Here is a 13897-nt window from a genome sequence, read left to right as displayed (position 1 = left end):
ACGCGATCTTAGTCCGCGCGACCCATATAGCGGCTTTCTTCGATATGGATACGAATTTTCTCGCCGGTGGTCAGGTATTCCGGAACCTGAATCACCAGGCCGGTGCTCAGGGTCGCCGGTTTGGTGCGCGAGCTTGCCGAGGCGCCTTTAATGCCCGGTGCGGTTTCCACGATTTCCAGATCCACGGTCTGCGGCAGCTCCAGCGCCAGCAGCTGGCCATCCCAGGTCAGAACCTGCATGTCAGGCATGCCGCCTTCCGGAATGAACAGCAGCTCTTCTTCAATCTGCTCTTTGGTGAAGGTGTATGGCGTGTAATCTTCTTTATCCATAAACACATACTCGTTGCCGTCAACATAGGAGAAGTCAACGAAACGGCGGGTCAGGGTAACGGTATCAACGATATCGTCGCCTTTAAAGCGCTCTTCCACTTTCAGGCCGGTACGTACATCAGAGAAACGCATTTTGTACAGCGTTGCTGCGCCACGGGCGCTCGGCGACTGAATATCAATATTTTTTACAATCAGCAGCTTGCCGTTGTAATTCAGCACCATACCTTTTTTAATTTCATTCGCTCTTGGCATTGCAGTAATCCTGTCACTTAACGGTTCAAAAAATATCGCGTAAAACTACTCGTGCCGGGGCTTTCAGGCAAGCGGAATTCGCGAGTTTTGCTATCTCCGGACAAAACGTTTAGGCTGGGCCGTGAACCGCAACATCAAGAGAGTCATTTATGGAATGTCGTATCGATTGCGGTGCCTGCTGTATCGCTCCTTCTATCTCAAGCCCAATCCCCGGAATGCCTGACGGCAAGCCTGCTAACACGCGCTGCGTCCAGCTTTCGGAACAGAATCTGTGCAACATCTTCACGTCGCCGCTCAGACCAAAAGTCTGCGCCAGCCTGCAGCCCGTCCTGGAGATGTGTTCGACAAATCGCGAAGCGGCCATGACCTATCTTATCCAGCTGGAAGCGAGCACCGCGCCTTAAACGTCTTTAATGCGCCACAGGCAAAGCAATGACACCGCGCCCATGCCGAGGGCAATCCAGAAAACAGCGTGATAGCTCCAGATTTCTGCCACCACGCCCGCCAGCGAGCCGGCGATAATCCAGCCGACGCGGGTGGTATTGGTATACAGCGTGGTGGCAGCGCCGGCCTGGCCGGGCATCAGATCCTGGAAATAGAGCATGCCAATACCTGCCAGAATACCGATGAATATCGCGTTCAGCGCCTGCAGAGCCAGCAGTAAAGCGGGCGTATGCACCAGCAGCATCCCCACGTAAAACAGTATTCCTGCCGCCGCAGCGAGGCGCATCAAAAAGCGCTTACCAAAGCGTCGGGCATAATAGCCGGCAATCAGCATCGTCGGGATTTCCAGCCCGGCGGCGGTCCCCATCATCAGCCCGGCCAGCTTCTCTGATAAATGCAGCTCATTAATGATATAGAGCGGCATGTTAATGATGTACAGACTGTTGATGCCCCACATTAATGTACAGACGCTGAACAGCAGCAGCGCATCGCGGCGGTTAGTGCGCGGCGCTTCCAGATGACCTGCCGCCGCCAGCTTCTCTTTGCGCATACTGGGCAGAAAGAACCACACCATCGCCCCGCAGACCACAAAGGCGACCGCGGCGCAGAGATACATCACGGTAAAGCCGAACCCCATTGCCAGCGCGTAGGCCAGCGGCGGGCCGATCACCCACGCCAGCGAGACCTGGGCACGCAGAATGGAACTGAACATCACCGCTTCGCGGCCGGTTTTATCGGCATGCTCGCGCGCCAGGGCGAACATCTGCGGGTTGGCGGTGGAGCCGAAGCTGCTGAGGAAGACCCCGACGAAGAGCAGAATAAAGTAGTTGCGGTTCCAGGCGAACAGCAGGCAGGCCAGAACCCCAAGCAGGCAGCAAAAGACAATCAGCTGCTTGCGATCGCCCTGGCGGTCCGAGCGCCCGGCGAGAAACTGACTGACCAGAATACCGATCACCGCGCTACCGGTAAAAAAGAAGCCGACCATCGCCGGGCGCACATGCACTTCATTGGTTAAAAACAGGCTCAGGGTCGGCGTTTGCAACGCGCCGGCAATGCCCGTCAGGAAGGCAACGATCAGGAAAGCAGAAGAGGTTAAATCGAACCCGCGTCGGGGGAGGGCGGCGCTACTGTTTTGCATGGGTGGCTATCTGTAATTGTCTGAGCAGCGGAGTTTACGCCGTCACTCAGAAAATGAACAGTAGTATGGTATGGAAAATTAAAAAGCAGTTTCAAATTAGTGGTTTCAGCAAAAAGCTGAAGCCGGGCTGAATGCGAACGTCGGACTTCAGCAAAAATGTGCTGCACCTCTAATTTCCGTTATCAGGTTGATAACAGATCTTGCGCAGTGGATAAGAAAGGTACAGACTCATTGAAACGTTTCAGCGTCATCGGGAGTTTCTCCATCAGGAAGATGACGCCTTTTTTCGCAAAATAGCTGAAACGATTCAATACAGCAGGAGAGGAGAACCATGTTCCAGTTATCTGTGCAGGATATTCATCCCGGCCAGCAGGCCGGTAATAAAGAAGAGGCGATTCGTCAGGTTGCCGCCGCGCTGGTTAGCGCGGGCAACGTGGCGGAAGGCTACGTTAACGGGATGCTGGCTCGCGAGCAGCAAACCTCCACATTCCTTGGCAACGGCATTGCCATCCCGCACGGGACTACCGACACGCGTGACCAGGTGCTGAAAACCGGCGTTCAGGTCTATCAGTTTCCGCAGGGCGTGACCTGGGGAGAAGGGCAGACCGCGTACGTGGCAATCGGCATCGCCGCCAGCTCGGATGAACATCTGGGGCTTCTGCGTCAGCTGACCCACGTCCTGAGCGATGATTCAGTCGCTGAACAACTTAAATCAGCAACCACGGCGGAAGAGCTGCGGGCCCTGTTGATGGGTGAAAAGCAGAGCGAAGCGCTGAAACTGGATAATGACACGCTGAGCCTGGATATCGCTGCCAGCGACCTGATGACCTTACAGGCGCTGAACGCCGCACGTCTGAAAGAGGCTGGCGCCGTTGACGCCTCCTTCGTCAGCCGCACCATCAATGATAAGCCGCTGAACCTTGGGCAGGGCATCTGGCTGAACGACAGCGCGGAAGGCAACCTGCGCAGCGCGATTGCGGTCAGCCGTGCCGCCAGTACATTTACCGCCGATGAGCAGCCGGTCTCGCTGCTGATTACCGTCGCGATGGCAGATGAACAGCCTACCGCGGTACTGAATCGCCTGAGCAATCTGCTCATTGATAAAAAAGCTGACCGTCTGCTGAAGTCTGATGGCGCGACGTTGCTGGCGCTGCTGACCAGCGACGAGGCTATCGCCGACGACGTGCTGAGCGCCGAGTATGTGGTGCGTAATGAGCACGGGCTGCATGCCCGTCCGGGCACAATGCTGGTGAACACCATTAAACAATTTTCCAGCGACATTACCGTCACCAACCTGGACGGATCCGGCAAGCCGGCAAATGGCCGCAGCCTGATGAAAGTCGTGGCGCTGGGCGTGAAGAAAGGTCACCGTCTGCGCTTTACCGCGCAGGGTGAAGATGCGCAACAAGCGCTGGATGCGATTGGCGAAGCGATCGCCGCAGGCCTTGGGGAGGGCGCATAAATGAGCAGACGTGTAGCAACGATTACATTAAACCCGGCGTATGACCTGGTGGGTTTCACACCGGAAATTGAACGCGGGGAGGTCAACCTTGTGCGGACCACCGGTCTGCACGCCGCCGGGAAAGGTATCAACGTGGCGAAGGTGCTGAAAGATCTCGGCATTGACGTCACCGTTGGCGGTTTCCTGGGGAAAGATAACCAGGATGGTTTTCAGCAGCTGTTCAGCGAGCTGGGGATTGCCAACCGCTTCCAGGTGGTGCAGGGGCGGACGCGTATCAACGTCAAGCTGACGGAAAAAGATGGTGAAGTGACCGATTTTAACTTCTCCGGTTTTGAAGTGACCCCGGCCGACTGGGAACGCTTTGTGAATGACTCCCTGAGCTGGCTGGGCCAGTTCGACATGGTGTGCGTCAGCGGCAGCCTGCCGTCCGGCGTTAGCCCGGAAGCCTTCACTGACTGGATGGTTCGCCTGCGTAGCCAGTGTCCGTGCATTATCTTTGATAGCAGCCGTGAAGCGCTGGTCGCCGGTCTGAAAGCCGCACCGTGGCTGGTGAAGCCAAACCGGCGCGAGCTGGAGATTTGGGCGGGCCGTAAACTGCCGGAAATGAAAGACGTGATTGATGCGGCGCATGCGCTGCGCGAGCAGGGAATTGCCCACGTGGTTATCTCGCTGGGCGAAGAAGGTGCGCTGTGGGTTAACGCCTCGGGCGAATGGATTGCGAAACCGCCTTCAGTAGAAGTGGTCAGCACCGTCGGTGCCGGGGATTCGATGGTTGGCGGCCTGATCTACGGCCTGCTGATGCGTGAATCCAGCGAGCATACGCTGCGTCTGGCCACTGCCGTCGCCGCGCTGGCGGTTAGCCAGAGCAATGTAGGTATTACCGATCGTACCCAGTTGGCCGCCATGATGGCGCGTGTCGACTTAAAACCCTTTAATTGACAGCAGGAGAGGCATAATGAAAACGCTGCTGATTATTGATGCCGGACTTGGACAGGCGCGCGCCTATATGGCGAAAACCCTGCTGGGTACCGCAGCGCATAAAGCGCATCTTGAACTGACAGATAATCCGAACGACGCTGAACTGGCGATCGTTCTTGGCGCCGCTCTGCCGGCGGATAGCGCGCTGAGCGGTAAACAGGTGTTCCTCGGCGATATTAATCGCGCCGTGGCGCATCCGGAGCTGTTCCTGAGCGAAGCGAAAAGCCATGCCGCGCCGTACGCTGCTCCGGCCGCTGCGGCACTGCCGGCCTCGACCGGTGGTGCAAAACGCATCGTGGCGATCACCGCTTGCCCTACCGGCGTTGCTCATACCTTTATGGCGGCAGAAGCCATTGAAACCGAAGCCAAAAAACGCGGCTGGTGGGTGAAGGTGGAAACTCGCGGCTCGGTCGGCGCAGGTAACGCCATCACGCCGGAAGAGGTCGCGCAGGCGGATTTGGTGATTGTGGCTGCCGATATTGAAGTCGACCTGGCAAAATTTGCCGGTAAACCGATGTATCGCACTACCACCGGTCTGGCGCTGAAGAAAACCGCCCAGGAGCTGGATAAAGCCGTGGTTGAAGCGAAACCGTACCAGCCATCCGGTCAGAGCGGCCAGCAGGCTGATGCGGCGAAGAAAGAGGGCGGCGGTGCCTATCGTCACCTGTTGACCGGCGTCTCTTATATGCTGCCGATGGTCGTTGCCGGCGGTCTGTGTATCGCGCTCTCCTTTGCCTTTGGTATCAAAGCCTTTGAAGTGAAAGATACCCTGGCCGCCGCGCTGATGCAGATTGGCGGTGGTTCAGCCTTTGCGTTGATGGTTCCGGTACTGGCAGGCTTTATCGCCTTCTCCATTGCCGACCGTCCGGGCCTGACGCCGGGTCTTATCGGCGGGATGCTGGCCGTCAGCGGCGGTTCCGGCTTTATCGGCGGGATTATCGCTGGTTTCCTTGCCGGTTACGTTGCTAAACTGATCAGCACCAAATTGAAGCTGCCGCCGAGCATGGAAGCGCTGAAACCGATTCTGATCATTCCACTGGTCTCCAGCCTGATCGTCGGCCTGGCCATGATCTATCTGATTGGTAAACCTGTTGCCGGTATTCTGGCGGGGCTGACCCACTGGCTGCAAACGATGGGAACGGCGAACGCCGTACTGTTGGGCGCAATTCTCGGCGCGATGATGTGTACCGACATGGGGGGCCCGGTGAACAAAGCAGCCTATGCCTTCGGCGTCGGTCTGCTGAGTACCCAAACCTACGCACCGATGGCGGCGATTATGGCGGCCGGTATGGTGCCACCGCTGGCAATGGGTATCGCCACGCTGGTTGCTCGCCATAAGTTTGATAAAGGCCAACGGGAAGGGGGGAAAGCGGCGCTGGTTCTGGGTCTGTGCTTTATCTCCGAAGGGGCGATTCCGTTTGCTGCCCGTGACCCGATGCGCGTCCTGCCATGCTGTATCGTAGGCGGCGCGGTGACCGGTGCTATCTCTATGGCTATCGGAGCGAAACTGATGGCGCCGCACGGCGGTCTGTTTGTGCTGCTGATTCCTGGCGCGATTACACCGGTGGTGGGTTATCTGCTGGCGATTGTTGCCGGTACCCTGGTGGCCGGTCTCTCCTACGCGGTGCTGAAACGTCCGGAAGGACAGATCGCAGAAAAAGCGGCCTGAATTATCCTCCGCAATAGAGCGTCTTAACGCAACAAAAGGGCCGAATATTCGGCCCTTTTCTATTCTACGTATCTACATAGCGGTACGTTTCACCCGGCTGGCCGGCGTCAGGCTGAGGCCTCTTCCGTTTGCTGCGCCCGCAGCCAGGCAATCTCTTCGGCCCAGATATCCGGGTTAATGGTTTCCAGAATCAGCGGGATACCATCGAAGCGGCTGTCCTGCATGATCCAGCGGAAAGCGTCGTGGCCGATATTGCCTTCGCCCAGGCTGTGGTGGCGGTCAACGCGGCTGCCGAAGGCGCTTTTGGCATCGTTGAGGTGCATGCCGCGCAGATAGCGGAAACCGACAATGCGTTCGAAGTCGGCGAAGGTTTTCTCACACGCTTCTGCGCTACGCAGGTCATAACCGGCGGCAAAGGCGTGGCAGGTATCAATACAGACGCCGACGCGGGATTTGTCCTCCACGCCGTCAATAATGGCGGCCAGGTGTTCAAACTGAAAGCCGAGGTTGCTGCCCTGGCCGGCGGTATTTTCAATGACTGCGGTCACGCCTTCGGTTTTAGCCAGCGCAATATTAATGGACTCGGCAATACGCGCCAGGCACTCGTCTTCCGGTATTTGCTGCAGGTGGCTGCCGGGATGGAAATTGAGCAGCGTCAGTCCGAGCTGCTGGCAGCGGCTCAGTTCATCAATAAAGGCATCGCGCGATTTTTCCAGCGCCTCCTCAACCGGGTGGCCGAGGTTAATCAGGTAGCTGTCGTGCGGCAGGATTTGTCCAGGACCAAAGCGGTATTTTTCGCAGGCGGCTTTGAATTCAGCAATCGTTTCGTCGCTGAGTGGGGCAGCTCGCCATTGCCTCTGGTTCTTGGTAAACAGCGCGAAGGCGGTGGCGTCGATTTCCGCGGCGCGAATGGCTGCATTGGCCAGTCCGCCGGAGGCGCTGACGTGCGCTCCAATGTATTTCATAAAAAAGCTCCAGTTAAGCCGCTGGGTGGAGAGTAATGATAGCGGCTTAACTGCAGAGTTACATCAACGAATGCGGGCGTTCACACGAGCGGATTAGGCCATCAGGCTGTGAATCACCAGGTTGATGGCGCCGCCGCCGACGATCAGCCAGACGAACAGGACCAGGGCCATCAGCAGCGGTTTAGCACCGGCTTTTTTCAGCGCGCTGACGTGAGTGGTCAGCCCCAGCGCGGCCATCGCCATCGCCAGCAGGACGGTATCGAGCGTCACCAGCATGTCGACGACCGGTTTTGGCAGCAGGTGGAAAGAGTTAAACACCGCCACCAGAATGAACAGGATGGCAAACCACGGAATGGTGATTTTGCTTTTTTCTCCCTGGCCTTCTGGCGCCAGCTGTTTGACGCGAGCGGCCATAAACAGCAGGAACGGAGCCAGCATCATCACGCGCAGCATTTTCGCAATCACCGCGGCGTTTTCTGCATCCGGGCTGATAGCATGTCCTGCGGCCACCACCTGCGCCACCTCATGCATCGTGGAGCCCATATAGATGCCATAGGCTTCCGGGGTGAACCAGTGCGCGAGCATCGGGTACATCGCCGGATAGAGGAAGATAGCCAGGGTACCAAAAATCACCACCGTGGCCACCGCGACGGTCACTTTACTGGCTTCCGCCTTGACGACCGGTTCGGTAGCCAGAATCGCGGCGGCGCCGCAGATGCTGCTACCGGCGCCAATCAGCCAGCTGGTATGTTTGTCGAGGCCAAAGACCTTCTGCCCGAGGTAACAGGCGATAAAAAAGGTGCTGGTCAGCGTCAGCACGTCAATAGCGATACCGCTGACGCCGACATCGGCGATTTGGGCGAACGTCAGGCGAAACCCGTATAAAATAATGCCGAGTCGTAACAGATGCTGTTTGGCAAAGATCACGCCGCCATCACAGGATTGCCAGAGCTTAGGGTAAAGCGTGTTACCGATGACCATACCGAATAAGATGGCCAGCGTCAGTGCGCTGAAGCCGGCGCCGGCGATAGCGGAAAAGCTACCAGCCCAAAGCGCAGCGCCGGTCAGAACGGCGGTCAGCGCAAGTCCCGGGATAAAATGCCATAGGGTGCGATGTTTAGTCGGTAAAGTGAGTGCTGTCATAACCTTCTCCTTTGTCTGTGTAAAGATTACGACGTGCTGGTTTAAATATAAAATTGATTATATATTTATAACCAATCGAAATAAGTGGTATACCCGGCATACTTCAAGCTGCATGCAGCCTTGGCTACGCGCACTTGCCCCAGTAAGCGCCTGGGACTCGCTCTCTGGCCGTATGACGCTGTTTGGGGCCAGCGCCAGCGCTGGGCAAAACGGTTAACCGTTTTGTCCTGCAACTCGAATTATTCAGGGGATATGCGAAAATTTTCGCGTTTTGGGTGGCATTCCGACGATCGGCGGGTTGTCGGAGAATCACGCGGCATACAAATGAAGGCAGGATGAGTTATGCATATCACGCTACGGCAGCTGGAAGTGTTTGCTGAGGTGCTTAAGAGCGGGTCAACGACCCAGGCGTCACAGATGCTGGCGCTTTCACAATCAGCGGTCAGCGCGGCGCTGACCGATCTGGAAGGGCAGCTGGGCGTGCAGCTGTTTGACCGCGTCGGCAAGCGGCTGGTAGTGAACGAACATGGCCGGCTTCTCTACCCGCGGGCGCTGGCATTACTGGAGCGCGCGCTGGAGATTGAACAGCTGTTTCGCGGCGATAATGGCGCGATCCGGGTGTATGCCAGCAGCACTATCGGCAACTATATCCTGCCGGAAATTATCGCCCACTATCGCCGTGATTTTCCCGACCTGCCGCTGGAGCTGAGCGTGGGCAATAGCCAGGACGTGATTAATGCGGTAGCCGATCTGCGGGTGGATATCGGGCTTATCGAAGGGCCGTGTCATGCGGCAGACATTATCGCCGAACCATGGCTGGAAGATGAACTCGTGGTGTTCGCCGCGCCGGATTCGCCGCTGCTCGAAGGGGAGGTGACGCTGCAACGGCTGGCGGAAGCGCCATGGATCCTGCGTGAACATGGCTCCGGCACCCGCGAAATCGTTGACTACCTGCTGCTGTCGCACCTGCCGGCGTTTCATCTGGGCATGGAGCTCGGCAATTCGGAAGCCATCAAACACGCCGTGCGTCACGGTCTGGGCATCAGCTGTCTCTCCCGGCGGGTTATCGCCGAACAGCTGGAGGTGGGATCGCTGGTTGAACTGCCGGTCCCGCTGCCTAATCTGACCCGCACCCTGTGGCGGATTCACCATCGGCAAAAGCATATTTCCAAGGCATTACAACGTTTTCTGCACTACTGTCAGGTGTAAATTATTGGCGGTTAGCAAGGGTATTATCGTGAGAGATCAGCATATTATGACTGGCATTTCCGGGGATTAGTGCTTTACTAATAATCCATTGTCGATCATGAAGCTCTCTTATAACTTCGCATTTGTACCGGATAGAACCCGGATCGTCTGCTACAATCGCGCCTCGTTTTTTGGATGGATAGCATTTTCACATGGTTTCGGATACTAAAACCACAGAAGCGCCCGGCCTACGCCGTGAACTGAAGGCGCGCCACTTGACCATGATCGCTATTGGCGGTTCCATCGGTACAGGTCTTTTCGTTGCATCTGGTGCAACTATTTCTCAGGCAGGCCCCGGCGGCGCACTGCTTTCCTATATTCTGATCGGTCTGATGGTCTATTTCCTGATGACCAGCCTGGGCGAACTGGCGGCGTATATGCCGGTATCTGGTTCCTTTGCGACCTATGGTCAGAATTATGTCGAAGAGGGCTTTGGCTTCGCGCTGGGCTGGAACTACTGGTATAACTGGGCGGTGACCATCGCCGTTGACCTCGTGGCGTCTCAGCTGGTAATGAGCTACTGGTTCCCGGATACGCCGGGTTGGATCTGGAGCGCCCTGTTCCTCGGTATTATGTTCCTGCTGAACTGGATCTCGGTTAAAGGCTTTGGCGAAGCGGAATACTGGTTCTCGCTGATCAAAGTGGCCACCGTTATCATCTTTATTGTTGTCGGCGTGATGATGATCGTCGGTATCTTTAAAGGCGCGCAGCCTGCGGGCTGGAGCAACTGGGCCATCGATGACGCGCCGTTTGCCGGTGGTTTCTCCGCGATGATAGGCGTCGCAATGATCGTTGGTTTCTCATTCCAGGGCACCGAGCTTATTGGGATTGCCGCGGGCGAATCCGAAAATCCGGAAAAGAATATTCCGCGCGCGGTACGGCAGGTGTTCTGGCGTATCCTGCTGTTCTATGTGTTCGCGATTTTGATTATCAGTCTGATCATTCCGTATACCGACCCCAGCCTGCTGCGTAATGACGTCAAAGACATTTCCGTCAGCCCGTTCACCCTGGTGTTCCAGCATGCGGGTCTGCTGTCTGCGGCGGCAATCATGAACGCGGTTATCCTGACGGCGGTGCTGTCGGCGGGTAACTCGGGAATGTATGCGTCAACGCGTATGCTCTATACCCTGGCCTGCGATGGCAAAGCCCCGCGCATCTTCTCGAAGCTGTCCCGTGGCGGCGTGCCGCGTAATGCGCTGTATGCCACGACGGTGATTGCCGCGCTGTGCTTCCTGAGCTCAATGTTTGGTAACCAGACCGTTTACCTGTGGTTACTGAACACCTCCGGGATGACCGGTTTCATCGCCTGGCTGGGGATCGGCATCAGCCACTATCGTTTCCGTCGCGGCTACGTGCTGCAGGGCAACGATCTGAACAATCTGCCGTACCGTTCAGGGTTCTTCCCGCTGGGGCCAATTTTTGCCTTCGTACTGTGCCTGATTATCACGCTCGGCCAGAACTATGAAGCGTTCCTGAAAGACACCATCGACTGGGGTGGCGTGGCCGCAACCTATATCGGTATCCCGCTGTTCCTGGTGATCTGGTTTGGTTATAAGCTGGCAAAAGGTACCCGTTTCGTCCGCTATAGCGAAATGAAGTTCCCGCAGCGATTTAAAGGCTGACGCTTGTTTTAATCGTTCCCGTAAAACCCTCTTTTAAAGAGGGTTTTTTTATATCTGTATCTCTTACAAATTGATACAGTTCTTCATAATTTTATTGATAATCAAAATCATTATCTTTATCATCCTCATCAAAATCAGGATGAAGCCAATCTCCCTGTCTTGCCGGTCGTGAACAACCAGCAAGGGGCGACCAGCCACGTCAACTGTAAAAAAAGACCGCGCGTACCGCCAATGAGCGGTGCGCCGACAGTACGTGTTAATTGCACCTTTTGTTTGATTCGTTATAGACCTCATGGAGATATGGAATGTTCAGGTTAAACCCTTTTGTCCGGGCGGGATTGTGCGCATCCGTCGTATCGCTGGCGTTTCCGGCCGTAGCCGAAGTGAATGAAGAAACGCTGGTTGTCACCGCCGCGGCGACTGAACAGAGCGTAAAAGACGCTCCTGCCAGTATCAGCGTGATTACTCAGCAAGATCTGCAGCGCCGCCCGGTTCAGAACCTGAAAGATGTCCTGCGCGACGTGCCTGGCGTGCAGCTCACCAACGAAGGCGATAACCGCAAGGGCGTCAGCATTCGCGGCCTCGACAGCAGCTATACGCTGATTCTGGTCGACGGCAAACGCGTCAACTCGCGCAACGCGGTCTTCCGCCATAACGATTTCGATTTAAACTGGATCCCGGTCGATGCCATTGAACGCATTGAAGTAGTCCGCGGCCCGATGTCCTCCCTCTATGGTTCCGACGCCCTCGGCGGCGTGGTGAACATCATCACCAAAAAAGTCGGCCAGAAGTGGACCGGGACCCTGAGCGCCGATACCACGATTCAGGAACATCGCGATCGCGGTGATACTTACAACGGTCAGTTCTTTACCAGCGGCCCGCTGATTGACGGCGTGCTGGGGATGAAAGCCTACGGCAACCTCGCAAAACGCGCGAAAGACGACCCGCAGTCCTCCAGCAATGCCGCCGGCGAAACGCCGCGAATTGAAGGCTTTACCAGCCGCGATGGCAACGTTGAGTTTGCCTGGACGCCGACCGATAACCAGGACATCACCGCCGGCTATGGCTTCGATCGTCAGGATCGCGATTCCGACTCCCTCGACCGCAACCGTCTGGAACGCCAGAACTACTCCCTGAGTCATAACGGCCGTTGGGACGTGGGTAATAGCGAACTGAAGTTTTATGGCGAAAAAGTCGATAACAAAAACCCGGGCCAGGACGGCACGATCACCTCTGAAAGCAATGCCGTTGACGGCAAGTACGTGCTGCCGCTGGGGATGATTAATCAGCTGCTGACCTTCGGTGGGGAATGGCGCCACGATAAACTGAAAGATCCGGTCAATCTGAGTAGCGGCGGGAAATCCACCTCAGCCAGCCAGTACGCGCTGTTTGTTGAGGATGAGTGGCGGATTTTCGAACCGCTGGCCCTGACCACCGGTATTCGTATGGACGACCATCAAACCTACGGCGATCACTGGAGTCCGCGTGCTTACCTCGTCTATAACGCAACCGATACGGTCACCGTAAAAGGCGGCTGGGCGACGGCCTTTAAAGCGCCGTCGTTGTTGCAGCTGAACCCAGACTGGACCACCAACTCCTGCCGTGGCTCGTGCAGCATCATTGGTAACCCGGACCTGAAGCCGGAAACCAGCGAAAGCTTCGAACTTGGCCTCTACTACCGCGGTGAAGAGGGGCTGCTGGATGGCGTAGAAGGTAGCGTGACCACCTTCCAGAATAACGTCGACGATATGATCGATATCCTGCGAACCTCCAGCGCCAGCGAAGCGCCGGGCTACCCGAACTTTGTTGGCTGGAAAACGGTAAACGGTAAACGCGTACCGGTCTTCCGCTACTTCAACGTCAATAAAGCGCGCATCAAAGGGGTGGAAACCGAAGTCAAAGTGCCGTTCGGCGATGAGTGGAAGCTGACGGTGAACTACACCTATAACGATGGCCGCGATCTCAGCAACGGTGGCGATAAACCGCTGCAATCGCTGCCGTTCCACACCGCCAACGGGACGCTGGACTGGAAGCCGCTGGATGACTGGTCCTTCTACGTCACCGCGAATTATACCGGCGAGCAGCGCGCTGTCAGCGCAACCTCGAAAACCCCGGGCGGCTACACCATGTTTGATATCGGTGCGGCCTGGCAGGTGACGAAGAGCGTGAAGCTGCGTTCAGGCGTGCTGAACGTGGGGGATAAAGATCTGAGCCGCGACGACTATAGCTATACCGAAGAAGGCCGTCGCTACTTTATGGCCGTGGACTACCGCTTCTGATCGACGCAGAAAGAGGGCAGATGGCAACGCCTGTCTGCCCCTGGATAAACGTCTGGCCGACTTTGCATCATGATGGCCAGACCTTATGCCGCCGTCGGTGTTACCTGAATGCCGACGGTTATCTGTTTTTGCGGATGTTTTTCAATACACTGGCGCCGCTATCGCCCAAACAGGCGCGGCGCGAAATGGCGTATACACTATAGGGAGAGACGCTCCCATTCTCTATCAGGATGGATGACTTCCTCAGGTTTGTTCAGAACTGAAATTCGACGGTGAGTGGTAAAATTCACCGCTTATTTCCGCGGGTGTCCGGGACACATTCAGAGGGCAGGGTAAAGATTGAGAACATGACTGGCGTCATGGCGCTC

The 13897-nt window shown here is 56.5% G+C and carries 11 protein-coding genes; 7 read left to right on the top strand and 4 right to left on the bottom strand.

The window, feature by feature from the left end; translation table 11 throughout:
* Window positions 1–8 precede the first annotated feature (8 nt).
* Window positions 9–581: an elongation factor P-like protein YeiP gene (yeiP, locus tag MC50_RS00380; RefSeq protein WP_004864815.1), complete on the bottom strand. Its 573-nt coding sequence runs from the start codon at window positions 579–581 to the stop codon at window positions 9–11.
* 149 nt (window positions 582–730) lie between these two features.
* On the opposite strand from yeiP, the gene MC50_RS00375 reads away from it, so the two are divergent.
* Window positions 731–985, top strand: coding sequence for a YkgJ family cysteine cluster protein (locus MC50_RS00375; RefSeq protein ID WP_032699108.1), 255 nt, complete (start codon window positions 731–733; stop codon window positions 983–985).
* On the opposite strand, the gene setB is transcribed toward MC50_RS00375, so the two are convergent.
* On the bottom strand, window positions 982–2163 hold the full coding sequence (gene setB, locus MC50_RS00370) for a sugar efflux transporter SetB (protein ID WP_032686698.1): 1182 nt from the start codon (window positions 2161–2163) through the stop codon (window positions 982–984). The two genes, MC50_RS00375 and setB, sit on opposite strands and share 4 nt — an antisense overlap.
* A gap of 331 nt (window positions 2164–2494) precedes the next feature.
* On the opposite strand from setB, the gene fruB reads away from it, so the two are divergent.
* Genes fruB through fruA form a run of 3 tightly spaced genes read left to right on the top strand, consistent with a single transcriptional unit; the run spans window position 2495 to window position 6272 of the window.
* Entirely contained in the window at window positions 2495–3625 is a 1131-nt protein-coding gene (gene fruB / locus MC50_RS00365) for a fused PTS fructose transporter subunit IIA/HPr protein (RefSeq protein WP_015583837.1), read from the top strand.
* Window positions 3626–4564: a 1-phosphofructokinase gene (gene fruK, locus MC50_RS00360; RefSeq protein WP_004864796.1), complete on the top strand. Its 939-nt coding sequence runs from the start codon at window positions 3626–3628 to the stop codon at window positions 4562–4564.
* Window positions 4565–4580: 16 nt separating this feature from the next.
* Window positions 4581–6272: a PTS fructose transporter subunit IIBC gene (fruA, locus tag MC50_RS00355; RefSeq protein WP_032695442.1), complete on the top strand. Its 1692-nt coding sequence runs from the start codon at window positions 4581–4583 to the stop codon at window positions 6270–6272.
* 107 nt (window positions 6273–6379) lie between these two features.
* Here fruA and nfo read toward each other — a convergent pair whose 3' ends face one another.
* Together nfo and MC50_RS00345 are read right to left on the bottom strand one after the other, a co-directional pair.
* Window positions 6380–7237, bottom strand: coding sequence for a deoxyribonuclease IV (gene nfo, locus MC50_RS00350; protein WP_004864792.1), 858 nt, complete (start codon window positions 7235–7237; stop codon window positions 6380–6382).
* Window positions 7238–7330: 93 nt separating this feature from the next.
* Entirely contained in the window at window positions 7331–8380 is a 1050-nt protein-coding gene (locus MC50_RS00345) for a YeiH family protein (RefSeq protein WP_032695440.1), read from the bottom strand.
* Between the two features lie 342 nt (window positions 8381–8722).
* Here MC50_RS00345 and yieE point away from each other — a divergent pair, with 342 nt between their 5' ends.
* The 3 genes from yieE (at window position 8723) to cirA (ending at window position 13529) form a co-directional block, all read left to right on the top strand.
* On the top strand, window positions 8723–9589 hold the full coding sequence (gene yieE, locus MC50_RS00340) for a DNA-binding transcriptional regulator YeiE (RefSeq protein ID WP_032686701.1): 867 nt from the start codon (window positions 8723–8725) through the stop codon (window positions 9587–9589).
* A gap of 191 nt (window positions 9590–9780) precedes the next feature.
* Complete coding sequence (locus tag MC50_RS00335; RefSeq protein ID WP_047663321.1) at window positions 9781–11250, top strand: amino acid permease; 1470 nt, start codon at window positions 9781–9783, stop codon at window positions 11248–11250.
* A gap of 305 nt (window positions 11251–11555) precedes the next feature.
* Complete coding sequence (gene cirA / locus MC50_RS00330) at window positions 11556–13529, top strand: catecholate siderophore receptor CirA (RefSeq protein ID WP_032686703.1); 1974 nt, start codon at window positions 11556–11558, stop codon at window positions 13527–13529.
* The last annotated feature ends 368 nt before the right edge of the window (window positions 13530–13897 follow it).

Origin of the sequence: Klebsiella planticola (assembly GCF_000783935.2) — a bacterium.
Classification (GTDB): Bacteria; Pseudomonadota; Gammaproteobacteria; order Enterobacterales; family Enterobacteriaceae; genus Klebsiella; species Klebsiella planticola.
This window is presented reverse-complemented; position numbering and strand designations above follow the sequence as displayed.